The organism is Kribbella deserti, assembly GCF_042434725.1.
Classification (GTDB): Bacteria; Actinomycetota; Actinomycetes; order Propionibacteriales; family Kribbellaceae; genus Kribbella; species Kribbella deserti.
Genome location: NZ_JBHLTC010000019.1, coordinates 45,580 through 70,189, shown reverse-complemented (window position 1 = coordinate 70,189; position 24,610 = coordinate 45,580). Strand labels below are relative to the sequence as shown.

The following is a 24,610-nucleotide window of genomic DNA, read 5'->3' as shown; positions in this document are numbered from 1 at the left end:
GCGAGTGCCGCTGTCGCCGGATCCAGGGGCGGCCCGAGTTGCCTACGGTTTGTCAGCCGACGTGCTGGTTGTCTCTGACCGCGCCGTTCACGCACTTCTCCTGGCCGGGAGTGGACGTGTAGAGGCACACCGTCAGGCCTGCCTTTGCCACGGTGAAGCCTGCAGTGCCGTAGACGGTCCCGAAATTGGTGCCGTCGGAGCCGCAGCCGTTGGTGTCCGATCCCACGTAGCGAGACGAGGTGTGTCCCAGGGTGCTCACCAGCCTGATGTAGACCTTCACCGGACGGTTATCACCGGGACACACGTCGCGCACGGTAACGTTGCGGAAGGTGACGTCCGAGGCGTTGACGAAGGTGAGAGACGCGGTGGCTAGCCCACCACTGCCGGAAGATCCTTCGGTGTAGACGCGAGCGGACGCCGGACCGTTGGTCGCCTGCGCCGGACTTGCGACCAGCAAGCTACCCAGCACCGCTGCGAGCCCCACCACGGTCCTCAGAACGCGTGTTTTCATCGATCCTCCAAGAGAGATGCCTCGAGCCGGCTTGCACCCGCCCGCTGATGTCGTCGCAACGGTAGGAGTCGTCGCCGACGTCTCACTTCCCGTACAACACCCGTACCGTGGGGTCGGTGGGAGTCGTCGCTGTCGTCGACTCTTGGCTCAGCCCAAGTCACCTGGGTTTGTCAGGACGCTCAGAGGTAAGGGTTCGACCGGAGCGATTCCGCGCACCGCTGGTTGCCAGCCGAGTTGTAGACACAAACCCTCAGGCCTGCCTTCGCCACCTGCGCGAAAGGGGAGTCAGTCCTGAAGTCCCCTAGGTTGGTGCCATCGGAGCCGCAGCCGTTGGTGTCCGAACCAGCGAGGTCATTTTCGGAAGTTCCGTCTCTGAACACCACCTTGACGTAGACGCGTACCGGAAGGTTGTCACCGGGACACACGTCGCGCACCGTGAGGTTGCTGTAGTGGATATCCGTCTGGCTGAGGAAGTTGACAGACGTCTTTGCGATCCCGCCACTGCCCGAGGATCCCTGGGTGTAGACGCGAACGGACACCGGACCATCATCCGCCTGCGCCGGACTTGCGACCAGCGAGCTACCCAGCACCGCTGCCAGCCCCACCACGGTCCTCAGAACGCGTGTTTTCATCGATCCTCCAAGAGAGATACCTCGAGCCGGGTTGCACCCGCCCGCTGATGTCGTCGCAACGGTAGGAGTTGTGGCCGACGTCTTCCTGCCCGTACAACACCCGTACCGCAGGGCCGGAGTTTGGAGTATGTCGCCCGCGACACGGCCACGAGTGTGGTGTTGCGGACGTGCAGTTGACGCAGTCTGCCGATCCCGTCGGCGGCGGAGGAACATCTCGAGCAGCCCTCTCCCCAGTCCGGGCCGAACATGAAGTGGTGCATCACAACTGCGGCCTGCCCTCCGACAGGTCGAGCAGGCTGATCGTCCCGTCCGGTCCCTCTGAGGAGGCGATACCCGGACCGAATGCGCTGGGCGGTTCACGCTAGGCGCCCAAGTGGGATGGGCTAGTTGACTGAACTGTTCCGAGCACCAGTTGGTGCTAAGCCGATCTTGGAGTCACGGCGGCGCGCGACCTCGGGGTACGGGTGCGGTACGGGCAGAGACACGTCGGCGACATCTCGTACTGTCGCGACCCTGACACGTCAAATCGAACTCCACCGTCGCCACCGGCTACAAGCAATTCACCAACAAAGACACGCCCTCAAGGAGAATGAATGCACCGTCTAAGAAGAACTTTAATAATGCTGTTCACCGGCATGATCGTCACGGTCGGCGTTACAGCTTCGGCCCAAGCCGAACCCGCCGCGCAGACCAACGCGACCGACACAATGATCCAGTCCGACAGCGGATCCGGGTTCGAGGCGCAAGCCGACGTTGTGCAAATGAAGAATAAGGCGACCAACCGCTGTCTTCAGGGTACGAGTACAGCTGCGGTGTCGACCACGACTTGCAACACATCGAGTAATCAGCGATGGACCCTGATCTGGGACGGAGAGTCATGGAGGTTTAAGAACAACAGCAACGGGCGGTGCCTCGATGCCAACTCCACCACGGCCTATACCCATGTATGCAACAGCGGCTTGTACCAGATTTGGTACCGAAAGACTGACGACGGTTACCGGTTCCGAAATGCCGCGACCGGAAAGTGCCTGGACAGCAACTCGCAGGGAACTGTCTACCCCAACACCTGCAACAGCGGCAACCACCAGAAGTGGGCTTGGCTCTAGGGGTAGTCGCTTACCACCGCCCCCACTTCACCGGTCCTCACATATCACAGTACGAAAACCTCCCACCACGACATCTGTCCCAGTGACGGGCGCCTGGTGCGGGCCGTCCTTGGTCGTGCTCGACACCGACCGAAAGCGTACGACCATCCCCTGTACTGCTACGACATCAACGGCTGTGGCTCCGACGGCACCAAACCGGCATCGAGCACTTCGTGGGCCCGCCGCCGGTCGAAGGTGATGACGATGGAGTTGGCATCACCGCTGGCCGCCAGGACCTCGGCCATCCGCTCGCGGGCCCGGACCTGTAAGTCCGGGCCCGCGAGCCGCGTGCTCACCTCGAAGAGCACGGTCAGCGCGTGGTGGTCGGCGTGCGTCGTTACTTCGGCCGGCCAGGGCCCGTGCGCCGCGGTCGACGGATAGCGCTCCGGCGTAATCCGGGGATCGTAGGACCTGACGATCTCCGCGGCCAGCCGGGTGTCGGTCTTCAACGCGAGCCGCAGCGCTCGGCCGTAGTCGCGGATCGCTTGGTCGGACGGTACCCCCTCGGGACACCGCGTGGAGAGGTCACGTTGTTTGGTTTGGTCGGTTGCGGCAGGTCCGCTGTCTTCGGCGCGTCGCCGCTGAGTAGATAGGCAAGTCGTGGGCGCACGGTGGTCGGTCGCCGGTGTAGTTCCTCGTCCAGTTCGTTGACCGGCGCCCGCTTGGCCAATCCGTGGAGCCACAGGGCGCTGCCCAGGGCAACTGTCGCTGAGTCGTGACCAGCCAGCATTGCGGCCCGCAAGTCGATGAACGGGTCGCGGTGGCCGTAGGGTCCGGCGTGCGCACCGGGGCGAACTCGTACACCCCGCGTTGCCCGGTGGGTAGTAGCCACCCTGCCTCGCGCAGCCGGCCGGCGAGTACCTTCGGTGGAGTTCGAAGCCCGCCTCCTCAGCGAGGCGGGGCTTGGTCGTCCATCCTGACCAGGGTGAGTTGACGCAGCTCCAGGTCAGCGACCAAATGTGCAAGGCCTCGCGACAGGGTCCGCGCAGGCACTGTCATGAGAACCTGCCAGGTAACCATTTCGGATACTGCGGCACCGCGCGTGACAGAACTGTCAAGCGATGCCCGCAAGTAATCAGACCGGATACTTCAAGCCAGCTATGACAGTGATGGCAAGGTGTCCTGAAGTGCATGGCCATCCCGACCGTCCTCGCTAAGCTCGGGCAGGTAGCAGTGCGCGGACGACTGAGATCTGAGCCCGCAACGTGCCTGATGCATCAAAAGTGATGCAACTACCACTGGAACGGAGTGACACTTCGATGAACCGCCTGGTGAACGCTACGAGCCCGTATCTCTTGCAGCATCAGGACAATCCGGTGGAGTGGCACTTCTGGGGAGAGGAGGCGTTCGCCGAGGCGCGCGAGCGCGACGTACCGGTGTTTCTTTCGATCGGGTACTCGGCCTGCCACTGGTGTCACGTGATGGCGCACGAGTCGTTCGAGCACGAGGCCACCGCGGCGTACCTGAACGAGCACTTCGTGTGTATCAAGGTCGACCGCGAGGAACGGCCCGACGTGGACGCCATCTATATGCAGGCCACGGTCGCGATGACCGGTCAAGGTGGCTGGCCGATGTCGTGTTTCCTCACCCCGGACGGCAAACCGTTCTTCGCCGGCACCTACTTCCCGCTGGAACCCCGTCCCGGCATGGCCTCGTTCCAGCAGATCCTGGCCGCGCTGATCGATGCCTGGGGCAACAAGCGGGCCCAGATCACCGAGATCGGCGGCTCGATCGTGGACCAGCTGGCCGCGCGCGATCTCGGTACGGCCGGCGCGGGCTATGACGAGGAACTGCTGGACCGGGCGGTCACCCAGCTCGGCCGGGACTTCGATCCGATCGACGCCGGGTTCGGGGGAGCGCCGAAGTTCCCGCCGTCGATGGTGCTCGACTTCCTGCTGCGCCATCACCGCCGGACCACCTCCGCGGAGGCGCTCACGATGGTGGCGAAGACGTGTGAGCGGATGGCCCGTGGCGGCATGTACGACCAGCTGGCGGGTGGCTTCGCGCGGTACAGCGTGGACGGCCAGTGGATCGTGCCGCACTTCGAGAAGATGCTGTACGACAACGCGTTGCTGCTCGACGTCTACACGAACTGGTTCGCCATCGACGGTTCGCCGTTGGCCGGGCGCATCGCCCGCGAGACGGCGGACTTCCTGCTTGCGGAACTGCGCACGCCCGAAGGTGGTTTCGCCTCCGCGCTGGACGCTGATACCGAAGGGGAGGAAGGCCGCTTCTACGTATGGACCCCGGCCGAGCTGACCGCCGTACTCGGGCCGGAGGAAGCGGCTTGGGTGATGCGCCTGTGCGAGGTCACCCCGGCCGGAACGTTCGAGCACGGCTCGTCGGTGCTGCAGCTCCTGCAAGACCCGGACGACGCCGACCGCTGGCAAGCCGCCCGTACGGTGCTTCGGAACGCCCGGGCCGAGCGGACCAGGCCCGGCCGGGACGACAAGGTGGTTGCCGCCTGGAACGGCCTGGCTATCTCGGCGCTGGCCCGCGCGGGTGTCATCCTCGAAGAGCCGTCGTACGTCGACGCGGCGGTGAACGCGGCGAACCTGCTGCGCGAGGTGCATCTCGACGGCGACCGTCTCTACCGCACGTCACGCGACGGCCGACGCGGCGAGGCGAACGGCGTACTCGAGGACTACGCGGCCTTCGCGCACGCGTGCTTGGTGCTACTCGGTATCACCGGTGATGCCGCCTGGCTGCGAGTGGCCGAGGCACTGCTCGATCGCGTCCTCGACCACTTTGTTGCCGATGGCACCTTCTACGACACCGCCGACGACGCCGAGGCGCTGGTTTGGCGCCCGAAGGATCCGACTGACAACGCGAGTCCCGCCGGCGTCTCGCTCGCGGCCGAGGCCCTGATGGTTTACGCCGGCGTGACCGGATCGGCTCGGCACGAGGTGGCCGCCGGTCAGGCCCTGACAGCGTGCGCGGGACTGGGCGCCCGCGCGGCGCGCTTCGCCGGGCGTGGGCTGGCCGTGGCCGAAACGATCGCCTCCGGTCCGCAGGAAATCGCCATCGTGGGCGAATCGCCTGAGCTGCTCCGGACCGCCTTGGTCGAGGCCCAGTGGGGGACTCCGCTGGCGAGCGGATCGCCCGGGAGCGACGTACCGCTGATGCAGGCGCGCGACCTGCTGGAGGGGCGTCCGGCGGCGTACGTTTGTGAGAAGTTCACCTGTAAGCAGCCGGTCGTGTTGCCGGAGGACCTTCGGGTGCTGGTCGGCCCGCCGCGCTGACAGCGCGATCATTGCAGGTTTTCCCTGCTGTTTCGGCGGAATCCCTTGACTCACGGCTCGCGGAGGTAGAGAGTCCTCCCTCAGTCGGATGTAACAGAACTCGCATGTAATGACACACGGTGTCACATCTACGCGGTGGCACCGTTGTGTCATGCATCCGGCGTCCCCATCTGTTATCGGTCGCTGCGCCCAAACAGCGACCACACCGTGAGGAGATGTTGTCTTGAAACGACTGACATCAGTAGGGGCGGTGGTCGTGGTCGCAGCAGCGGGCATGTCCGTAGCGCCCGCTGGGGCGAGCCTGCCCACCGCAGGACTCCCCGACGCCGGCGTTGTCCAGCAGGCCGCACTCCAGGCCGAGCAGGAGCGCGCAGCGCAGACCGCCGAAGCCCTCAACCTGGGTAGCGGTGAGAAGCTCGTGGTCCGCAGCGTGCTGAAGGACCGCGACGGCACCGAGTTCGTTCGTTACGACCGTACCTTCAACGGCCTCAAGGTTCTCGGCGGAGACCTGATCGTGCGCCGGGAGAAGGGCGCCATCTCCAAGGTGACCTACAACCGCGGCGCGAAGTCGATCGCGGTGGCCTCCGTCAAGCCCCGGCTGTCCGAGGCCGCGGCGGAGGCGAAGGGCGCGAAGGAAGCCGGCTACGCCCCGAAGACGAACAAGGGTGACCTGGTCATCTTTGCCGCCGACGGCAAGCCGCGTCTCGCGTACGAGGTCATCACCACCGGTGTGCGGGCCGACCAGACCCCGTCCCAGCTGCACACGTACGTGGACGCCGCGACCGGTGCCGTGCTGGCCGAGAACGAGCGCGTCCGGACCGGTAACGGCAACTCGATGTACTCGGGCCAGGTGGGCATCGGTACCTCGAAGCCCGGCACGAACTTCGAGATGAAGGACACCTCGCGCGGTGGCAACAACACCACCGACCTGAACGGTGGCACCTCCGGTACCGGCACGCTGTTCACCGACGCGGACGACACCTGGGGCACCGGGTCGCCGACCAACCGGCAGACCGCCGGCGTGGACGCGCACTACGGTAGCCAGCTGACCTGGGACTACTTCAAGAACGTGCACGGCCGGAACGGCATCTTCAACAACGGCGTCGGTGCGCGGTCCCGCGTGCACTACGGCAACGCCTACGTGAACGCCTTCTGGGACGGTACCCAGATGACGTACGGCGACGGAGCCGGCAACGCCAAGCCGCTGACCTCGATCGACGTCGCGGGTCACGAGATGAGCCACGGTGTCACCGAGGCCACCGCCGACCTGAACTACTTCGGTGACGCGGGCGGCCTGAACGAGGCCACCTCCGACATCTTCGGCACCCTGGTCGAGTTCTCCGCGAACAACACCGCGGACCCGGGCGACTACCTGATCGGCGAGAAGATCGACATCCGGGGCAACGGCACGCCGCTGCGCTGGATGGACAAGCCGAGCAAGGACGGCAAGAGCTACGACTGCTGGAGCACCTCGGTCGGCGGCGCCGACCCGCACTACTCCTCCGGTCCGCTGAACCACTGGGCCTACCTGGCCGCTGAGGGCACCGGCAGCAAGGTGTTCGGTGGCGTCACGCACACCTCCACCGCCTGCAACGGCGCCACCATCACCGGTGTCGGCCGCGACGTGGTCGGCAAGGTCTGGTACCGCACGCTGAGCACCAAGCTCAGCTCGGGCAGCACCTACAAGGACGCTCGTGAGGGCGCCATCACCTCGGCCAAGGAGCTGTACGGCGCCGGGTCCGCCCAGTGCAAGGGCATCGAGGCCGCGTTCAACGGCATCTCGGTTCCGGCCGGCGTCGCCAAGTGCGACGGCACCGACCCCGAGCCGCCGACCGGCACGAACCGGCTGCTGAACCCGGGCTTCGAGTCCGGTGCGGTCAACTGGACCGGTACCAGCGGCGTGGTCACCAACAGCACCTCCAAGCCGGCTCGCACCGGTAGCTGGAAGGCGTGGCTGATGGGCAACGCCCGGACCAGCACCGAGAACATCGGTCAGTCCGTTGCCATCCCGGCCACCGCACCGTCGGCCTCGCTGTCGCTGTGGCTGCGGATCGACACCGCGGAGACCACCGCCTCCACCGTGTACGACACGCTGAAGGTGCAGATCGTGGACGGCTCCACCACGACCACGCTGGCGACGTACTCGAACCTGAACAAGAACACCACCTACACGCAGAAGACGTTCGACGTGTCGGCGTTCAAGGGCAAGACCGTCACGGTGAAGTTCCTGGGCGCGGAGGACGTGTCCCTGCAGACCAGCTTCGTCATCGACGACGTGTCGCTGCTGGCCGGCTGATCCAGCCGGTAACTGCTTGACCGTGTCCGGGGGTGGGGCCTCCGCCCAGGCCCCATCCCCGGGCACTCTTGTCTTGTTCCAGGTTCGAGGAGGACCAGCTATGAGAACGTCCCTGATCCGGGTGGCCACCGGACTCGGTGCGCTCGGCCTGACCGCCGCCACCGTGCTGCTTGCTCCGTCCTCGGCGACCGCCGTCGTGTCGCCGGACATCTCCGTCACCAACACCAAGGCGCACCTGGACAAGCTCCAGGAGATCGCCACCGCCAACGGGGGCAACCGCTACACCGGCCGGCCCGGTTACAAGGCCTCCGCGGACTGGGTGAAGGCCAAGCTCGACGCCGCCGGGTACACCACCACCCTGCAGTCGTTCTCCACCTCCGCCGGTACGTCGTACAACGTGATCGCGGAATGGCCGCACGGCGACGCCAATCACGTCGTGATGACCGGTGCGCACCTGGACAGCGTCAGCTCCGGCGCGGGGATCAACGACAACGGCACCGGTAGCGCCGGCGTACTCGAGGTCGCCCTCGCTTACGCGGCCAGCGGGCAGACCCCGCGGAACCGGCTGCGGTTCGGCTTCTGGGGTGCGGAGGAGATCGGCCTGCTCGGCTCGAAGTACTACGTCGGCCAGCTGTCCGCCACCGAGAAGGCCAAGCTGCGGCTCTACCTCAACTTCGACATGATCGGCTCGCCGAACCCGGGCTACTTCGTCTACAACGACAACCCGGCCGGCAACGGCGCTCGCGACGATCTCACCGCGTACTTCACCAGCAAGAACATCGCGACCGAGTACATCGACGTGCAGGGCCGCTCCGACCACGCGGCGTTCCGCGCCTCGGGCATCGCGACCGCGGGCACGTTCACCGGTGCCGAGGGCACGAAGACCTCCGCCCAGGCCACCAAGTGGGGCGGTACGGCGGGCCAGGCCTACGACCCGTGCTACCACCGCGCCTGCGACAACATCAACAACCTGAGCCTGACGGCGCTCGACCGCAACATCGACGCGATCGGCCACATGGTCTGGAACTACGCGCAGAAGGACTACGCCGACCCGGAGCCGCCGGCCGGTACGAACCGGCTGCTGAACCCGGGCTTCGAGTCCGGCGCGGTCAACTGGACCGGTACCAGCGGCGTTGTCACCAGCAGCACCTCCAAGCCGGCTCGCACCGGTAGCTGGAAGGCCTGGCTGATGGGCAACGGCAGCACCAGCACGGAGAATATCGGTCAGTCCGTGGCTATCCCGGCCACCGCGACCACCGCCTCGCTGTCGCTGTGGATCCGCATCGACTCGGGTGAGACGACCACTTCGACGGTGTACGACACGGTCAAGGTGCAGATCGTGGACGGAACCACCACGACCACGCTGGCGACGTACTCGAACCTGAACAAGAACTCGACGTATGTGCAGAAGACGTTCAACGTTCTGCAGTACAAGGGGAAAACCGTCACGGTGAAGTTCCTGGGCGCGGAGGACTCGTCCCTGCAAACCAGCTTCGTCATCGACGACGTGGCCCTCACCACCAACTAGCCCTCGGGCTTTTTCCCGGCCTGGTACTGCCTGCCGCCCGCAGGCAGTACCAGGCCGGTCTTTTTTGCTTACTTCGGCTCTTTGTCCCGGGGCGCTTGGCAGACTTGGGGCATGACCTCATTTGTGGTGGAGCGCAACGGGCGGCCGGCGACGGTGAAAGGGCTCGGGACGCTTGCTTTCGCCGGCTACGCGCACTTCACCGCTATGCAGGTGCGGGAGGGGGGGTCCGTGGGCTCGAGCTGCATCTGGCCCGTTGCGGAGCGCATCGCTCGAGCTGTTCGGGCGCGCGATGCCGGATGAGGAGGTGCGCGACCACCTCCGGTCGGCGATCGAGGCAGGGCCGTCCGATCTTTCGTTGACCGCGACCATGTATTCGGGGGTCCGGTTGCTGACTGGGGACGTTCAGCCGTAGACCGGGTGGCCGGTTTCACTGAGGCTACGATCTGGAACTTGGCCTTTTGGGACGGCTCGGGGGTGGTGTGGCCGGACGCCGACACGCTGGTGGGTACGACGATGGGGATCGTCCGGCGACAGTTGGAGCGGCTTGGCGTGCCGCAACGGGAGGAAGTGGTTACGCGCGCCGATCTGCCGTCGTTGACTGGTGCGGTTGTCATGAACTCGTGGTCGCCAGGGGTGGCTGTGGGCCGTATGGAGGCGTTGGAGCTTCCGGAGGCACTTGAGTTTGTGGAGTTGCTGCACCGGGCGTATGGGGCTGAGCCGCTCGAATTGCCTTGTGGATAACGGGTTTTGAGGGTTGCTGGGTCGATATCCTCCATGGCATGTGCGAAAGCGTTGCTGTTGGGGATCTCGACGCCGGCCAGGTCCTGGCCGGCGGCGCCGACGTGCGCGCCCAGATTGCCGCGGGCGAAACGCAGCTGCTGCTGCTGGCGCTGCGGTATGCAGACCTCAATGCGACTATCGAACCGCCGCCTGCCGGCGAGATAGTTCCTGGTATCGAACGCCTGAGGGTGTACGGCGGTGAGGGTTGCCCCGCTATTGCTGAATTCGCTCCGCTTGAGCTTGGCGCTCGGTGGGGGATGTCGCCTGGCGCCGCTTCGGCCTACCTGGGTGAGGCACTTGCGCTGCGGCATCGTTTTCCGAAGACCTTTGCGCAGGTTCTGGCTGGCAAGGCGGAACCTTGGCGTGCTCGTCAGCTTGCTCGCGCCTGTCTGAGTCTGACGCAGACGGCGGCGGCGATTGTGGACGATCGCGTTCACGGCATTATCAATACCGTCACGCCCACGCGCCTGGGGCGGATCATCACAGCTGCCAAGATGCAGGCCGATCCTGACAAGGCGAAGGCCGATGCGGAGTTCCTGGACCGGCAGCGTGGTGTGTGGGTCGGTCGGTCGAACGAGCACGGCACCAAGTCCGTGATCGCTCGTACGGCTGCGGGTGACGCCATTCGGCTTGATGCCGTGGTGGAGGAGCTTGCGGAGGCCTACGCGCTCTGCGGGGACACGGACAGTTTGCAGCAGCGGCGGGCGAAGGCTCTGGGGCTGTTGGCTGATCCGGAGGCTGCGCTCAGCCTTCGGGATAACGCTCGGACTCGCGCTCGTGCTCGTGCCCATGCGGCTGGGGCGGTGGATGCGGACATGGATGTGGACGTGGACGGGGACGTCGATGGTTCGGTGATCGCCGACGACGAGATGTTGCTGCCGTGGCAGAGGGCCGACTACCACAGCCGTAGGCGGGCACCGCAGACGACGATCTACGTGCATCTCACCGACTACTCGCTCGCCACCGGCGACGGCGTTATGCGCGTCGAGGAACTCGGGCCGCTTCTGGTGTCTCAGCTGGCCGAACTGGTCGGCCATCACCGCATCGTCGTCAAGCCCATCATCGATTTGCGCGAACAACTCAGCGTCGATGCCTACGAAGTGCCGCATCGCATCAGAGAGTGGATGAAACTGCGCTATCCCGTGCCGGTGTTCCCTTGGTCCACTGGCGAAACAACCCTGCGCACTGACCTGGATCACGTCACGCCGTACGACAAGAACGGGCCACCAGGGCAAACCAGTACGACCAACCTCGCACCACTCACACGCCTACCTCACCGCGCCAAAACTCACGGAGGCTGGCGTTACCTCCGCCTGCCCGACGGCAGCGTCGAGTGGACCAGTCCGCTTGGAACCCACTATCGCGTCGACCACATCGGCACGCATTACCTCGGCCAGATCGATCTCAACACCGGAGAGCTCAGCACCGATGAATCAGCGGATCCGAACGAACCCGACCGACCTCCGGGTTCACCCGAGAACCCAGACAGCAAATCGGCCTAGGCCCTGGTCCGGCTTTGTCAGCTCTCGGCGTCAGACCGGCTTGCAGAGGGAGCGGTTGATGTCGGGCTGGTAGGACTCCTTCAGGAGTTGCCCGAGGGGATCTTCGAGCGGCTGAACGCGAGGGTCCTCCAGGCGGGCGATACCGCCCTGAGCCGCGACGGCCACGATCATGTCGTCGGGATGCTGCTCGGTGGGAGGCTTCGACTCCAGCGCGGACCAATCGATCTTGGCTGCGGCCGTCTTGATGGTGGCCAGCAGCCCCGCCTCGACTCGGCAGCGGGATTTGCCCCTGCGGGTGCTCACGTCCGCGATGCCGTCCGGGCCGATCGCGATCCGGTCCGCGAAGCCGGCGAAACCGCCGTCACGGGTGAGTACGAGCGGCAGCGCGTCCGCGGTCGGCGACGGGCTGCTCGACGTACTGGGCGAGACCGTCGTGCTGGGGGAGGGCTCTGCGCTGGGGGAGGCTGACGGGGCAGGGCTCGCTGTTTGCGCGGGGCCGCCAACCGGGCCGGACTCGTCGCCACACCCGGTCAGGGCGAGGCCGGCGAGCAAAGCGACTGCGGTGAGCCGGTGCTGAATGGGCTGGTGGATCTTCACACCCCATGCATACCCGCTTTCGGGCTCCAGGCAGACTGCCCCGCATGGGCTGGTACACGAATGTCATCCGCAAGCTCGGCCACACGCGCTCGTTCGCCGCTATCGGGCGCGCGGTGGTACCGGTCGATCGCTGGCTGCAACGCCGTACCAAGGGCCGCATCAACATTGTCGGCGTTTCCGCCCTGCCCACGCTGCTGCTCACCACAACGGGCCGCAAGACGGGCCAGCCGCGTACGATCCCGCTGCTCTTCGCGCCCGACGGCGACAACTTCGTCGTGACCGCCTCGAACTGGGGCCAGGCCAACCACCCGGCGTGGTCCGGAAACCTCCTCGCCAACCCGGACGCGGTCGTCGCGCTCCACGGCCGGGAGATCCCCGTGCGCGCTACCTTGGCCGAAGGCGCCGAGCGCGACCGGGTCTGGGCGTTGGTGACCGAGGTTTGGCCCGCCTACAACACGTACGTCGACCGGGCCGGCGACCGCACCATCCGGGTCTTCGTACTCAAACGCGTCTAGCGCACCCGCGAGGTCAGGTCGACCTGCGAGGTGAGGTCAACCAGCGCGCGGGCCAACCGAACCCGGTACGTGAAGTAATCCACCAGCGCAGGCGATTCCGGCGCCGCGAGGCACTCCAGCGGCAGCGCGGTGAACGTCGCCCGGGCCAGCAGCGAACCGAGGTAGCCGTACTCGACGTCACTCCTCGACACGGCCAAGCCCTCGTCTTCAAGGCCTTCGCAGAACGCGGGCACGATCACGCGATGCACGGCAGGTAAGGCCTCCGGCGCGAGTTCACCCGCATGAGCCAGGCCGACCAGCAGCTGCCCGAGGTCGAACCCCACAGCCTGCGGTGAGTCGAAGCCCCAGTCGATCGCGACGAACTCCTCCGGCGAATCGGCCGGTACCAGCAGGTTCTGCGGGCTTGCGTCACCGTGCTGGTAGCACTGCGGCAAACGATCTAGGCCATCCATAGCGGCCGGAAGTCGTTCAGCCAGCCCGAGAAACTCGCCCCGCAAGGTGCTCTCACCGCAGGCCTCGACCGCCTCCTTCAGGACCGGGTGCTGCCAAGTCGCATCATCGGCGAGCACCGGGATCGTGCCGCGCAGCACCCGCCCGTCCACGTAGTACCGCAAACTCATTCCAGGCGTAGTGATCCCCTGCCGCGGCAGCAGCGGCTCGACCAGGTGCGCCTGGCGACGAGCGGAAAGCCGTCCCAGCAAGTACGCCGAGCGCTCGAACCGCTCCAGGCCCCACGGCCCGGGAGTTGGTTCGACGTTCTCCATCCACAACGTGGCCCGCTCGTCGTCGTACTCGTCGATCCGGTACGACGTCGCGAGGCGGAGGCCCTGCGGTAGCAGGGACGCGAGGTTGGACCGCTGTACGGCGATCTCCACCCGCCAAGGGATGTTCGCGATGAAATCGTCGCGCAGCGGCGCCGGCACCAGGTGCAGGCCGTCCCACCACTTGGCCGACTGGAGCCGCTTCACGAAGCACGACCAGTGCCGCCGTTCACCGCCGGGCAGGAGCGCCGTACCGCGCACGCGCAGCAGCTCGGCGGTGGTCGGGGTGCCGATCGGGTACGGCACGGGATCGACCCGAGTAGCGAGCGGCTCCGCGCCCGGATGGCCCGTAATCACGCGAACCAGCTCCACGAAGGCCGCTTCGTCGAGCGCGGCACGGCCCAGCGGCGCTAACGCCGTACTCGTCGTTGTCATGCCATAGCCCCCGCCACGAGAAAGCCAGCCTCACCAGAGAGACAAGACCGAGAAAGTAAAGCGGCCTTACCAGTTCGATAGTAAAGTGACCTTATGACTTCCGTCAACGGAGTACCGGTGCTGCATTTGGCGGGAGTGCTCGGCCTCTTGATGTCCCGGCTACGCGCCGACATCAGCGAACTGGCCGAACCGTCCTTCGCCGAGCTCCGGGCCTCGCACTTCAGGCTGCTCGAGCTGATCCCGCCCGAAGGCGCGCGCATCACCGATCTCGCTGAGGTGGCGGGCATGACCAAACAAGGCCTCGGCCAACACGTGAACTACCTCGAACGCAACGGCTACGTCAGTTCCGAGCGGCTGCCAGTGGACAAGCGAGTGCGGCTGGTGCGGCGGACATCGCGAGGCGACGAGGGCGTAGCCATGGTGCAGGCCGTGATCGCGCAGGTGGAAAAGCGCTGGCAAACCGAACTGGGCCCACAACGCTATGCCGAATTCCTCGCCACCGCGCGGGAACTCGGCATCACCCCGGCAAGGGCGACCGAAACCGCCTAAGCGGCGCGGTAGGTGGCGAGGCTGACCGCGATGTAGTGGCAGATGAATGCGGCCACCGTGCAAGCGTGGAAGATCTCGTGGAATCCGAACCAGCGCGGGCTCGGATTGGGCTTCTTCAGGCCGTAGACGACCGCACCGACCGAGTACAGACCGCCGCCGACGGCGAGCAGGGTCACGACCGCGGCGCCGCCGTACCGATAGAAGTCCGCCATCCAGAAGATGGCGACCCAGCCGAGCGCCAGGTAGATCGGGGTGTACAGCCAGCGCGGGGCACCGACCCAGAAGATGCGGAAGAGAATGCCCAGCAACGCGCCACCCCAGGCCAGGCTGAGCAGCAGGATCCTGTCGTTGCCCTTGAGTAGGACCACGCCAAGCGGCGTGTAGGTGCCCGCGATGAGCAGGAAGATGTTGCTGTGGTCCAGCCGACGCAGGACCGCCTCACCGAGCGGACCCCAGTAGAAGCGGTGATAGACCGCAGAGATGCCGAACAGCAGCATCGCGCCAACGGTGTAGACGGCGGCGGCCCAACGGGCGGCGGTTGTCGGTGCCAGGCAGATCAGTACGATGCCGGCGGCCGTCGCGAGCGGGAACGTGCCGGCGTGCAACCAGCCGCGTAACTTCGGCTTCAGCGGCGACAGTGCATCGGAAAGCCGATCGCCCAGATCGCGTTGCTGACTGCCGGTCTCGCTGCTGGGATTGGCCGTCATCGCGTCCTCTCGAAAGTGCGGCGGTCTACCTACGCAACCGTAACCTACGCAACCGTAGGTTCAAGCTCCGCGCAGGTGAAATGTAGGCGACATCACCGCCACTCACCTAACGATCCGGGAGATCTTCCCTGGCCGTTGACAACTCAACAGGTCCTGCGGGCATCAAACATCTGGACTAGCCTCATCTCAACCAACGAGGAGAAGACTTCTGCCCATGCGGATACCAGGCAAGCAGCGAGTGCGCGACGTGGTCTACGGCCTGTACGAGCGACGGGTCGCGCGGTCGTTCACCGCGGACCAGATCCCCCGGCACATCGGCGTCATCATTGACGGCAACCGGCGCTGGGCCCGAGCGGTCGGCAACCCGGTGTCCTCGGGCCACAAGGCCGGTGCCAGCAAGATCACCGACTTCCTCGAGTGGTGCGACGAGGTCGGCGTCAAGGTGGTCACGGTCTGGATGCTGTCCACCGACAACCTGACCCGCCCGGCCGAGGAACTCGAACCCCTGCTACGCATCATCGAGCAGACCGTCGAGGAGCTGACCTCGATCGGCCGCTGGCAGATCCATCCCGTTGGCGCGCTCGACCTGCTGCCGGCCCCGACCGCGGAGGCCCTCAAAGCCGCGGACGCCGCCACGCACAAGATCGACGGCATGCTCGTCAATGTCGCTGTGGGGTACGGCGGACGCCGCGAGCTGGCCGACGCGGTCCGGTCGCTGTTGCTCGAAGAGGCCGCCAAGGGCATCTCGATCGAGGAACTGGCCGAGCGGGTCGACGTCGAGCACATCGCCGAACACCTCTACACCAAGGGCCAGCCGGATCCGGACCTCGTGATCCGTACATCGGGGGAGCAGCGGCTCGGCGGCTTCCTGCTCTGGCAGAGCGCCCTGAGCGAGTTCTATTTCTGCGAAGCCCTCTGGCCGGACTTCCGGCATGTCGACTTCCTGCGCGCTATTCGGAGCTATGCCCAGCGGGAACGGCGCTTCGGGACGTAGCCCCACACTTCGCGCAGGCCGTCCGGCGCCGTAGGTGATAGGCGTACGTCGCGACGCCCAGCGCCACGCCCCAGACGGTCCATAGCACCCCCGGGCCGTTCAGGGCCCACAGGCCTTCCTCGAACGGCAGGCGCAGGTTCATCAGCCCAGCCGGTACGAGCGCGAGGGCGACGAGTCCAGCCGGGATGATCGCCAGCCTGGGTGGCACTCGCCGCCCGGCCCGGAACCAGATCCACCGGGGATAAACCTCACCCCACGGGCGGACCAGGCCATGGGTGAGCAGGCTGCCGCCGATACTCGCCAGGGCCATCGCCAGACCGATCTCGAGCATGCCCGGGGTGTCCACCATCATCTGGTGGAACTCGTCGGTGATGCCGAGCGGCCAGCCGAAGTACCAAGCCGCCCGGGTCAGTTCGTACGGGATCGTCGACAGTACGGCGACCGCGACGGCCCATCGCCCCCAGCGCAGGGCTTTCGCGGGGTCCACCCGGGTCGAGCCGCAGGCCAGACATGCCCCGCGGGATCTGCGTTGGTAGGCCAGCGTGGTGAAGGCCCAGAGCACGCCACCGGCGAAAACGATCAGCAGGTTCAGGCGATGCCAATACACGATGTCGCCGAGTTCCTGCGGGCCAGGAACACCCGTGAAAATGAAGACCACGATCGCCGGCGCGAACGCGATCATCGCGAGCAGGGTGAAGTCCGGAATCAGCAGAGCCAGCGTCACCGCCAGTAGCCAACCGAACACCAGAACGGAACGCCGTCCTTGCGGCGGCCTAAACGTCATCAGCAGGGCGACAACGCCACCGAACAAGCCCAAACCGCACAGGATCGGCCCGACAACCTCCACCGGAGTCCCTTCCAGCAGGGACATCGTGGTGCGGTCCTCATGAACCACCGCGAAGGGATAGCCGGGCGCGTCGAGTGTCCAGGCGAGACCGGCCGCGCCGTACGCGAAGGACCACGCGGCGGTCAAGGTGCCGGTGACAACCGGCCAACGGGGGCTCATGGCATCAGTTTTGGTTGCCTCGGCAGCGGCCGGGATCACCCTCGCGGCGGAGCTGGTTCACCCGCGGGGACGAACGTTTACACGGCGTTAACCGGCTGTGCTGGCGTGTCGACCTGCGCGACTTGATGGCCGGTTCTACATTCATAGTGACGGTCGGAGGGGAAGCCGGTCGTTCGGGAGGCCCGATCAGATGAGAAGAGTCGACCACCACCCGGTGGCCCCATGAGCGGCAGATCGGTCTGCCGGAGACCTCGTTCGTTCTCGCTGGTTTCTGCTGTTGCCCAGAGGGGTTCTGCACCAGAGCCCCGGGCCCTGCCCCGGTCCATCACCTGACACTGGTGGGCCGGGCGTGGTGTGCGTCGCGGCCCGAGAGGACGAACGACATGGCTGCCACCGCCAGGACGTCTAGCACCTCATCCACTTCCACCGGCTCCGGCCAGCGCACTTTTGTGCTGGATACCTCGGTCCTGTTGTCGGACCCGCACGCGTTACTGCGGTTCGACGAGCACGAGGTCGTGATCCCCGTGGTCGTGATCACCGAACTGGAGGGCAAACGGCATCACCCCGAACTCGGATACTTCGCCCGGACCGCCTTGCGGCTGATGGACGAACTCCGGATTCAGCACGGCCGGCTCGACGCGCCGCTGCCGGTCGGGGAAAACGGTGGAACCATCCGGGTGGAGCTCAACCACACCGATCCCGAAAGCCTGCCGGCCGGATTCCGGCTGGGTGACAACGACAGCCGCATCCTCGCGGTGGCCTGCAACTTCCAGGCCGAGGGCAAGCAGGTCACGCTGGTGTCGAAGGACCTGCCGATGCGGGTCAAGGCGTCCGCCTGCGGTCTGTACGCCGAGGAGTATCGGGCCGAACTCGCGCTCGAATCCGGCTGGACCGGGATGAGCGAGCTGGAGGTGCCGACCGCCGACGTGGACTCGCTCTACGAAGACGGTGTGCTGGACATTCCCGAGGGCCGCGACTTCCCGACCCACACGGGTCTGGTGCTGCTGTCGGAGCGGGGCAGTGCGCTCGGCCGGGTGATGCCGGACAAGCGCATCCGGCTGGTCCGCGGTGACCGGGAGGCCTTCGGTATCCGGGGCCGCTCGGCCGAACAGCGGGTCGCCCTGGATCTGCTGCTGGATCCGGATGTCGGCATCATCTCGCTCGGCGGCCGGGCCGGTACCGGTAAGTCGGCGCTGGCGCTGTGCGCGGGCCTGGAGGCGGTGATGGAGCGCCGGCAGCACAAGAAGGTGGTGGTGTTCCGGCCGTTGTTCGCGGTCGGCGGCCAGGAACTCGGCTACCTGCCGGGTTCGGAGTCGGAGAAGATGCAGCCGTGGGCCCAGGCGGTGTACGACACGCTCGGCGCTTTGACCAGCAGTGACGTGATCGACGAGGTGATGGATCGCGGCATGCTCGAGGTGCTGCCGCTGACGCATATCCGCGGCCGTTCGTTGCACGACGCGTTCGTGATCGTGGACGAGGCCCAGTCGCTCGAGCGCAACGTGCTGCTCACGGTGCTGTCCCGGGTCGGAGCCAACTCGCGGGTGGTGCTGACCCACGACGTGGCGCAGCGCGACAACCTGCGGGTCGGGCGGCACGACGGCGTAGTGGCGGTGGTCGAGAAGCTCAAGGGCCACCCGCTGTTCGCGCACGTCACGCTCACCCGCTCCGAGCGTTCCCCGATCGCCGCGCTGGTGACGGAGATGCTGGAGGACGTGCAGCTGTAAAACCAGTTGACAACTGGTTCGAAGGCCCCGCCGAAGTTGGCGGGGCCTTTACCATGCCCGCCTTGTGATCACACTCGGTTTAGGTCAGAGTATGTTCTCGTTGCATCCGTCGGGGTCGTTTTCGGAAGGACAGATGAAGGCTAGGCGTTCCCTCGCGATGGCCGCCGTCGGCAGCATCGCCGCAGTTTCTGTTGTGGCCGGCGTCGACATGTTCCGCTCCAACGACAACGTGACCGCCTCCGACCCGACCTCCGGCCGCGCCCAGCTCGCCGTGAACAGCCAGCGCGCCAAGGACAAGGCCGCGACCAAGCCGCTGACGGTCGAGGAGCAGGCCGCCGAGGTGGTTCGGCTCCGCAACCAGATTGAGCAGATCGAGACGGCCAAGCGTCGCAGCCAGGACAAGGCCGCCATCCGTGGCAAGGCCCGCAGAGCCGCCGTGAAGCGCTACGCCGCCCTGTACGACGCCAAAGAGGATTCCCGCCGTGAGCGGGCCAGCCGGGACGCCGAGCGCAGGAAGTACGAGGGCACTCCCAAGGAGGTCGCCCGGAACCTGCTGGCTGACCACGGCTGGCCGCTGTCGCAGTTCCGTTGCCTCGACAAGCTGTGGACCCGTGAGTCCCGCTGGCGCGTCGACGCCGACAACCCGACCTCCAGCGCGTACGGCATCCCGCAGGCACTGCCAGGCCGCCGCATGGCCGAGTACGGGAAAGACTGGCGTACGAACCCGGTCACCCAGATCAGGTGGGGCCTGGACTACATCCAGGACGCCCACGGCAGCCCCTGCGAGGCCTGGGCCCACTCCGAGCGCAAGGGCTGGTACTAGATCAGCTCATGAGCTCCTCAGCTACGTAGGAGACCTCATAGCCGCTTGGCGCAGCGGGAAGGCGCCACGCGGGATCTGGACGCCACGAGAGCCACTCCCCGTCGAACGGCGCGCGCCACTTCGCGATCTCCGCCTCGGCCTGCTCCGCCCAAGCCTCGATCCGCGCGACGGCCTCATCGTCGTACGTGCCGATCTTCCGGGCGGACGCCAGTTCGTCCTCGTCCTTGCGGGTGATCCGCCGGTCGGGGGTGATGACAAGGTCGAGTACGGCGTCCTCGGTGGTCACGGAATTGGCCGCGCGTTCGTGTGGGTGTTCCAGGTTGAGGTACCAGTTGGCGAAGGCGCCGTTCTCATCCCAGAAGTGCCAGACCGACCACGGCACACCCGTCGGGGCGTACTTGAGAATGCCCGGGCCGCGCCAGATGTCGAGCTTGGCCACACGCGCGAACCCGAAGGCCGGATCGCTGTCCCAGTCGCGGATGTCCCGGCCGTCCGGCAGCACCGGGCGCAGCAGCGGCGTACCAGGGGCCAGCCACGCGGCGAGGCCGTCGGCGTCGTCGCGCACGACCGTCATCGGGCGCACGTACTTCACGCCGTGTTTGCGGCCGTGGCCGTGGTAGATCCAGTTGATCGTGCTGCCGGGCTCCCAGTAGCTCATGGGCGCGTCATCGAGAGCACGTCGAGCGCCGCGTCGAGTTGTTCCTCGGTCAGGTCGCCCTTCTCGACATGGCCGTTCTCGATCACGACCTCGCGAATGGTCTTGCCCTGTTTGAGCGCGGACTTCGCGACGGCGGCGGCGTTCTCGTAGCCGATGTACTTGTTCAGCGGGGTGACGATCGACGGCGACGACTCCGCGAGGGCCCGGGCGTGCTCGACGTTCGCAGTGATGCCGTCGACGCACCGGTCGGCCAGCAGCCGGGAGGTGTTGCTGAGCAACTGGATCGACTCCAGCAGGTTGCGGGCGATGACCGGCAGCATCACGTTCAGCTCGAAGTTGCCGCTGGCACCGGCCACGGTGATGGTGGTGTCGTTGCCGATGACCTGGGCCGCGACCATCAAGGTGGCCTCGCAAATCACCGGGTTCACCTTGCCCGGCATGATGCTCGACCCGGGCTGCAGATCGGGCAGCGCGATCTCGCCGAGGCCGGCGCGCGGTCCGGAGCCCATCCAGCGCAGGTCGTTGCAGATCTTGGTGAGGCTGACCGCCACGGTCTTGAGCTGGCCCGACAGCTCGACCAAACCGTCGCGCGCGCCCTGGGCCTCGAAGTGGTCCGTGGCCTCGGTGAGCTGCAGACCCGTACGGTTGTTCAGCTCGGCGATGACCTTCGTGGCGAATCCCGGCGGGGTGTTGATGCCGGTGCCGACCGCCGTACCGCCGAGTGGCAGCTCCGAGACGCGGGGGAGGGTCGCGCTGACGCGGTCGAGGCCGCGCCGGATTTGCGCCGCGTAGCCCGCGAACTCCTGGCCGAGCGTGACCGGAGTGGCGTCCATCAGGTGAGTCCGGCCAGACTTGACCACCTCGGCGAACTCTTCGGCCTTGCGCTCGAGCGACTCGGCCAGATGGGTCAGCGCCGGCAGCAGATCCTGGGTCACACCCGCCGTGGCCGCCACGTGAATGGCCGAGGGGAACGTGTCGTTGCTGGACTGGCTCGCGTTGACATGATCGTTCGGGTGGACCTCGGTACCTTCGCGGGTCGCGATGGTGGCGAGCACCTCGTTCACATTCATGTTCGTCGAGGTACCGGAGCCGGTCTGGAACACGTCGATCGGGAACTCCGCGTCGAACTCGCCGGAGCTGACCCGGTCCGCTGCGGCCACGATCGCGTCCGCCTTGGCCTTGTCGATCACGTCGAGTTCGGCGTTCACCAGGGCGGCCGAGGCCTTGATCTGGGCCAGGGCGTGGATCAGGGCCGGGCTGAGTGGCTGACCCGAAATTGGGAAGTTCTCCACCGCTCGCTGGGTCTGCGCCCGCCACAAGGCGTCGCGCGGCACCTTGACCTCGCCCATCGTGTCGTGTTCGATCCGGAACTCTTCGCTGTCGGCCATGATCGCAGCGTACGTCGCGCCGCCAGGTCAAACGAAGTGTCGGACGGGGCTGATAGAACCGTTGTGAGCACCAACACGCGAGGGAGATTCCATGCAGTTCACGCAGTCTTTTGAGATCACCAAGTGGGACCAGGCGACCTACGACGACAGCGACGGCATCAACCTCGGCAAGGCGGTCGTCGGCAAGACCTTCACCGGCACGCTCGAGGGCACCAGCTCCGCCGAACTGCTCGTGGTGGGTACGCCGGAGGGCCCGGCGGCCTATACCGCGGTCGAGCGCTTCGAGGGCTCCCTCGACGGCAAGTCCGGCTCATTCGTCATGCTGCATGGCGCTACCGCCGACCAGACCAGCTCACCGGGCAAGATCCTGCCGAACACGGGAACAGGCGAACTCGCCGGTCTGACCGGCACGGTGACCTACGAGCACGACGACGAAGGCCCGCGCCTCACGCTGGACTACGAACTGGCCTGACCCTGGTAGACGTAGTAGGTCTCGTCCCGGCCCTGCAGTTCGACAGGGACGGGTCTCACTGTGCTCTCGTCGTACGTCGCTGCCATCGCCTGTGCGAGGTGGTCCGACGCCGACGAGGACCACACGGTCAGAACGCCTCCGGGCCGGAGCGCAGCCTCGCACGTGCGGAGAAAGCCCGGCTGGTAGATGGCGGAGTTGCCGTCGTACACCAGGAAATCGGGTCCGTTGTCCACGTCGAGCAGGATCCCGTCCAGGCCGCGCCCGGCGCGCGCGGCCACGATCTCGCGTACGTCCCCGACCTCCACGATGACGCGTGGATCGTCGAGCACCGACGGGATCAACCCGGACCGCATCCACTCGACCAGGTCCGCCTCGATCTCCGCGACCAGGATCGTTCCAACCCGCGGGTCGTGGAGCAACGCGCGCACGGTGTAGCCGAGGCCGAGTCCGCCCACGAGCACGGTCAGACCCGCACTCGTGGCGTCGTACACCTCCAGCGCCGCCGTGGCGAGTAGTTCCTCGCTGCGGGTCTCCTGGTCGTCCATCACGAACACCCCGTTGACCCGCAGCTCCAGCGCGCCGTCGGCCCGCCTGCGCAGGTGGACCTCCCCGCGCTCGCTGGTGCCGACGGCAAGGGTTTCTGCCTGGCCCACGGGTCAGCTGCGCGGGCGGACCGTCAGCGGGACGGGCTTGGCGGTGGAGGTGAAGAAGTCGTTGCCCTTGTCATCGACGACCACAAAGGCGGGGAAGTCCTCGACCTCGATCTTCCAGACCGCTTCCATGCCGAGTTCCGGGTATTCCAGCACGTCGACGGACTTGATGCAGTCCTGGGCCAGCCGGGCCGCGGGACCACCGATCGAGCCGAGGTAGAAACCGCCGTGCGCCTTGCAGGCCGCGGTGACCTGGGCCGAACGGTTGCCCTTGGCAAGCATTACCATCGAGCCACCCGCGGCCTGGAACTGGTCGACGTACGCGTCCATCCGGCCGGCCGTGGTCGGGCCGAACGAACCCGAAGCGTAGCCCTCCGGTGTCTTGGCCGGGCCCGCGTAGTAGACCGCGTGATCCTTCAGGTACGACGGCATCGGCTCGCCCGCGTCGAGGCGTTCCTTGATCTTGGCGTGCGCGATGTCGCGCGCGACCACGAGTGGCCCGGTCAGGGACAGCCGGGTCTTCACCGGCAGCTTCGACAGCGTGGCGCGGATCTCGCTCATCGGGCGGTTCAGGTCGATCCTGACCACCTCGTCGGCTTCCGCGAGCTGCTCGTCGGTGGTGTCGGGCAGGAAGCGCGCCGGATCGCGTTCGAGCTGCTCGAGGAAGACGCCTTCAGGGGTGATCTTGGCGAGAGCCTGGCGGTCGGCCGAGCAGGAGACCGCGATCGCGACGGGCAGCGAGGCGCCGTGGCGGGGGAGGCGGATGACCCGGACGTCGTGGCAGAAGTACTTGCCGCCGAACTGGGCCCCGATCCCGAACTGCTGGGTCAGGTCGAAGACCTGCTTCTCCAGCTCGTGGTCGCGGAATCCGTGCCCGGTGGGCGAACCCGTCGCCGGCAGCGCGTCCAGGTAGTGCGCCGACGCGTACTTGGCGGTCTTCAGGGCGAACTCCGCCGAGGTACCGCCGACCACGATCGCCAAGTGGTACGGCGGGCAGGCGGCGGTACCGAGCGAGCGGATCTTCTCGTCCAGGAACTTCATCATGCCGGCCGGGTTCAGCACGGCCTTGGTCTCCTGGAACAGGAACGACTTGTTCGCCGAACCGCCGCCCTTCGCCATGAACAGCAGCTTGTACGCCGGGTCGCCGGTGCCCGGCGTCGAGTAGAGCTCGATCTGCGCCGGGAGGTTCGAGCCGGTGTTCTTCTCGTCCCACATGGTCAGCGGCGCCATCTGCGAGTAGCGCAGGTTCAGCTTGGTGTACGCGTCGTACACGCCGCGGCTGATCCACTCCTCGTCGACCGCGCCGGTGAGCACGCCTTCGGCCTTCTTGCCCATCACGATCGCCGTACCGGTGTCCTGGCACATGGGCAGTACGCCGCCGGCGGAGATGTTCGCGTTCTTCAGCAGGTCGAGCGCGACGAACCGGTCGTTCCCGCTGGCCTCCGGGTCGTCGATGATCCGGCGCAGCTGAGCCAGATGCGCCGAACGCAGGTAGTGCGAGATGTCATGCATCGCCTCGGCGGTGAGCTCCCGCAGCACCGACGGCTCCACCTGCAGGAACGTGCGACCCCCGGCCGTGAAGGTGCTGACGCCCTCGGTCGTGAGGAGCCGGTACTCCGTGTCGTCGGCTCCCAGTGGGAGCAGGTCGGAGTAGTTGAAGTCGGCGGACACCGGGCATACCTCCAGCGGACTGGT

The 24,610-nt window shown here is 66.5% G+C and carries 24 protein-coding genes; 12 read left to right on the top strand and 12 right to left on the bottom strand.

Translation table 11 applies throughout. The features are described 5' to 3' along the window. Window positions 1-52: 52 nt before the first annotated feature. The 3 genes from ACFFGN_RS17880 to ACFFGN_RS17870 form a co-directional block, all read right to left on the bottom strand. The gene (locus ACFFGN_RS17880; protein WP_380048917.1) at window positions 53-511 is read right to left on the bottom strand and encodes a hypothetical protein; all 459 of its coding nucleotides are present in this window, start codon (window positions 509-511) and stop codon (window positions 53-55) included. Window positions 512-690: 179 nt separating this feature from the next. Further along, entirely contained in the window at window positions 691-1,050 is a 360-nt protein-coding gene (locus ACFFGN_RS17875) for a hypothetical protein (RefSeq protein WP_380048915.1), read from the bottom strand. 89 nt (window positions 1,051-1,139) lie between these two features. Next, the gene (locus tag ACFFGN_RS17870; protein ID WP_380048993.1) at window positions 1,140-1,391 is read right to left on the bottom strand and encodes a DUF899 family protein; all 252 of its coding nucleotides are present in this window, start codon (window positions 1,389-1,391) and stop codon (window positions 1,140-1,142) included. A 372-nt stretch (window positions 1,392-1,763) separates the two neighbouring features. On the opposite strand from ACFFGN_RS17870, the gene ACFFGN_RS17865 reads away from it, so the two are divergent. Then, window positions 1,764-2,249 (top strand): RICIN domain-containing protein, encoded by a 486-nt coding sequence (locus ACFFGN_RS17865; protein ID WP_380048913.1) that lies wholly within the window; start codon window positions 1,764-1,766, stop codon window positions 2,247-2,249. A gap of 158 nt (window positions 2,250-2,407) precedes the next feature. On the opposite strand, the gene ACFFGN_RS17860 is transcribed toward ACFFGN_RS17865, so the two are convergent. Beyond that, a complete protein-coding gene (locus ACFFGN_RS17860; RefSeq protein WP_380048911.1) occupies window positions 2,408-2,737 on the bottom strand; it encodes a hypothetical protein in 330 nt (109 codons plus the stop codon). 810 nt (window positions 2,738-3,547) lie between these two features. On the opposite strand from ACFFGN_RS17860, the gene ACFFGN_RS17855 reads away from it, so the two are divergent. The 5 genes from ACFFGN_RS17855 (at window position 3,548) to ACFFGN_RS17835 (ending at window position 11,636) form a co-directional block, all read left to right on the top strand. Next, on the top strand, window positions 3,548-5,530 hold the full coding sequence (locus ACFFGN_RS17855) for a thioredoxin domain-containing protein (RefSeq protein WP_380048909.1): 1,983 nt from the start codon (window positions 3,548-3,550) through the stop codon (window positions 5,528-5,530). 274 nt (window positions 5,531-5,804) lie between these two features. After that, window positions 5,805-7,826, top strand: a complete 2,022-nt coding sequence (locus ACFFGN_RS17850; RefSeq protein ID WP_380048907.1) for a M4 family metallopeptidase — start codon at window positions 5,805-5,807, stop codon at window positions 7,824-7,826. A gap of 100 nt (window positions 7,827-7,926) precedes the next feature. Then, window positions 7,927-9,354: a M28 family metallopeptidase gene (locus tag ACFFGN_RS17845; RefSeq protein ID WP_380048905.1), complete on the top strand. Its 1,428-nt coding sequence runs from the start codon at window positions 7,927-7,929 to the stop codon at window positions 9,352-9,354. 417 nt (window positions 9,355-9,771) lie between these two features. After that, the gene (locus tag ACFFGN_RS17840; RefSeq protein ID WP_380048903.1) at window positions 9,772-10,095 is read left to right on the top strand and encodes an aminotransferase class IV; all 324 of its coding nucleotides are present in this window, start codon (window positions 9,772-9,774) and stop codon (window positions 10,093-10,095) included. A gap of 38 nt (window positions 10,096-10,133) precedes the next feature. After that, window positions 10,134-11,636, top strand: coding sequence for a DUF222 domain-containing protein (locus ACFFGN_RS17835; RefSeq protein ID WP_380048901.1), 1,503 nt, complete (start codon window positions 10,134-10,136; stop codon window positions 11,634-11,636). Between the two features lie 30 nt (window positions 11,637-11,666). Here the strand turns inward: ACFFGN_RS17835 and ACFFGN_RS17830 are convergent, their stop codons facing one another. Next, entirely contained in the window at window positions 11,667-12,233 is a 567-nt protein-coding gene (locus tag ACFFGN_RS17830) for a hypothetical protein (RefSeq protein ID WP_380048899.1), read from the bottom strand. A 44-nt stretch (window positions 12,234-12,277) separates the two neighbouring features. Here ACFFGN_RS17830 and ACFFGN_RS17825 point away from each other — a divergent pair, with 44 nt between their 5' ends. Continuing rightward, window positions 12,278-12,748, top strand: coding sequence for a nitroreductase/quinone reductase family protein (locus tag ACFFGN_RS17825; protein WP_380048897.1), 471 nt, complete (start codon window positions 12,278-12,280; stop codon window positions 12,746-12,748). Here ACFFGN_RS17825 and ACFFGN_RS17820 read toward each other — a convergent pair. Continuing rightward, entirely contained in the window at window positions 12,745-13,944 is a 1,200-nt protein-coding gene (locus ACFFGN_RS17820; protein WP_380048895.1) for a phosphotransferase, read from the bottom strand. The two genes, ACFFGN_RS17825 and ACFFGN_RS17820, sit on opposite strands and share 4 nt — an antisense overlap. A gap of 93 nt (window positions 13,945-14,037) precedes the next feature. Here ACFFGN_RS17820 and ACFFGN_RS17815 point away from each other — a divergent pair, with 93 nt between their 5' ends. After that, on the top strand, window positions 14,038-14,493 hold the full coding sequence (locus ACFFGN_RS17815; protein ID WP_380048893.1) for a MarR family winged helix-turn-helix transcriptional regulator: 456 nt from the start codon (window positions 14,038-14,040) through the stop codon (window positions 14,491-14,493). Here ACFFGN_RS17815 and trhA read toward each other — a convergent pair. Next, the gene (gene trhA, locus ACFFGN_RS17810; RefSeq protein WP_380048891.1) at window positions 14,490-15,200 is read right to left on the bottom strand and encodes a PAQR family membrane homeostasis protein TrhA; all 711 of its coding nucleotides are present in this window, start codon (window positions 15,198-15,200) and stop codon (window positions 14,490-14,492) included. The genes ACFFGN_RS17815 and trhA overlap by 4 nt on opposite strands. A 214-nt stretch (window positions 15,201-15,414) precedes the next feature. Here trhA and ACFFGN_RS17805 point away from each other — a divergent pair, with 214 nt between their 5' ends. Beyond that, window positions 15,415-16,194 carry an isoprenyl transferase gene (locus ACFFGN_RS17805; protein WP_380048889.1) on the top strand — a complete coding sequence of 260 codons (780 nt, stop codon included), beginning with the start codon at window positions 15,415-15,417 and terminating at the stop codon, window positions 16,192-16,194. Here the strand turns inward: ACFFGN_RS17805 and ACFFGN_RS17800 are convergent. Then, window positions 16,151-17,200, bottom strand: coding sequence for an NYN domain-containing protein (locus ACFFGN_RS17800; RefSeq protein ID WP_380048887.1), 1,050 nt, complete (start codon window positions 17,198-17,200; stop codon window positions 16,151-16,153). The two genes, ACFFGN_RS17805 and ACFFGN_RS17800, sit on opposite strands and share 44 nt — an antisense overlap. A 383-nt stretch (window positions 17,201-17,583) precedes the next feature. Here ACFFGN_RS17800 and phoH2 point away from each other — a divergent pair, with 383 nt between their 5' ends. Then, window positions 17,584-18,924: an RNA 5'-3' helicase PhoH2 gene (gene phoH2 / locus ACFFGN_RS17795; protein ID WP_380048885.1), complete on the top strand. Its 1,341-nt coding sequence runs from the start codon at window positions 17,584-17,586 to the stop codon at window positions 18,922-18,924. Between the two features lie 133 nt (window positions 18,925-19,057). After that, on the top strand, window positions 19,058-19,747 hold the full coding sequence (locus ACFFGN_RS17790; RefSeq protein ID WP_380048883.1) for an aggregation-promoting factor C-terminal-like domain-containing protein: 690 nt from the start codon (window positions 19,058-19,060) through the stop codon (window positions 19,745-19,747). A 1-nt stretch (window position 19,748) separates the two neighbouring features. Here ACFFGN_RS17790 and ACFFGN_RS17785 read toward each other — a convergent pair whose 3' ends face one another. Next, on the bottom strand, window positions 19,749-20,405 hold the full coding sequence (locus ACFFGN_RS17785; RefSeq protein WP_380048881.1) for a ribonuclease FAU-1 family protein: 657 nt from the start codon (window positions 20,403-20,405) through the stop codon (window positions 19,749-19,751). Next, window positions 20,402-21,793 carry a class II fumarate hydratase gene (locus ACFFGN_RS17780; protein WP_380048879.1) on the bottom strand — a complete coding sequence of 464 codons (1,392 nt, stop codon included), beginning with the start codon at window positions 21,791-21,793 and terminating at the stop codon, window positions 20,402-20,404. Before ACFFGN_RS17780 ends, ACFFGN_RS17785 begins: the two co-directional genes overlap by 4 nt. A 91-nt stretch (window positions 21,794-21,884) precedes the next feature. On the opposite strand from ACFFGN_RS17780, the gene ACFFGN_RS17775 reads away from it, so the two are divergent. Beyond that, on the top strand, window positions 21,885-22,265 hold the full coding sequence (locus ACFFGN_RS17775; RefSeq protein ID WP_380048877.1) for a DUF3224 domain-containing protein: 381 nt from the start codon (window positions 21,885-21,887) through the stop codon (window positions 22,263-22,265). Here the strand turns inward: ACFFGN_RS17775 and ACFFGN_RS17770 are convergent. After that, entirely contained in the window at window positions 22,250-22,918 is a 669-nt protein-coding gene (locus ACFFGN_RS17770) for a spermidine synthase (RefSeq protein ID WP_380048875.1), read from the bottom strand. The two genes, ACFFGN_RS17775 and ACFFGN_RS17770, sit on opposite strands and share 16 nt — an antisense overlap. A gap of 3 nt (window positions 22,919-22,921) precedes the next feature. Continuing rightward, entirely contained in the window at window positions 22,922-24,586 is a 1,665-nt protein-coding gene (locus ACFFGN_RS17765) for a fumarate hydratase (protein WP_380048873.1), read from the bottom strand. Window positions 24,587-24,610: the final 24 nt, after the last annotated feature.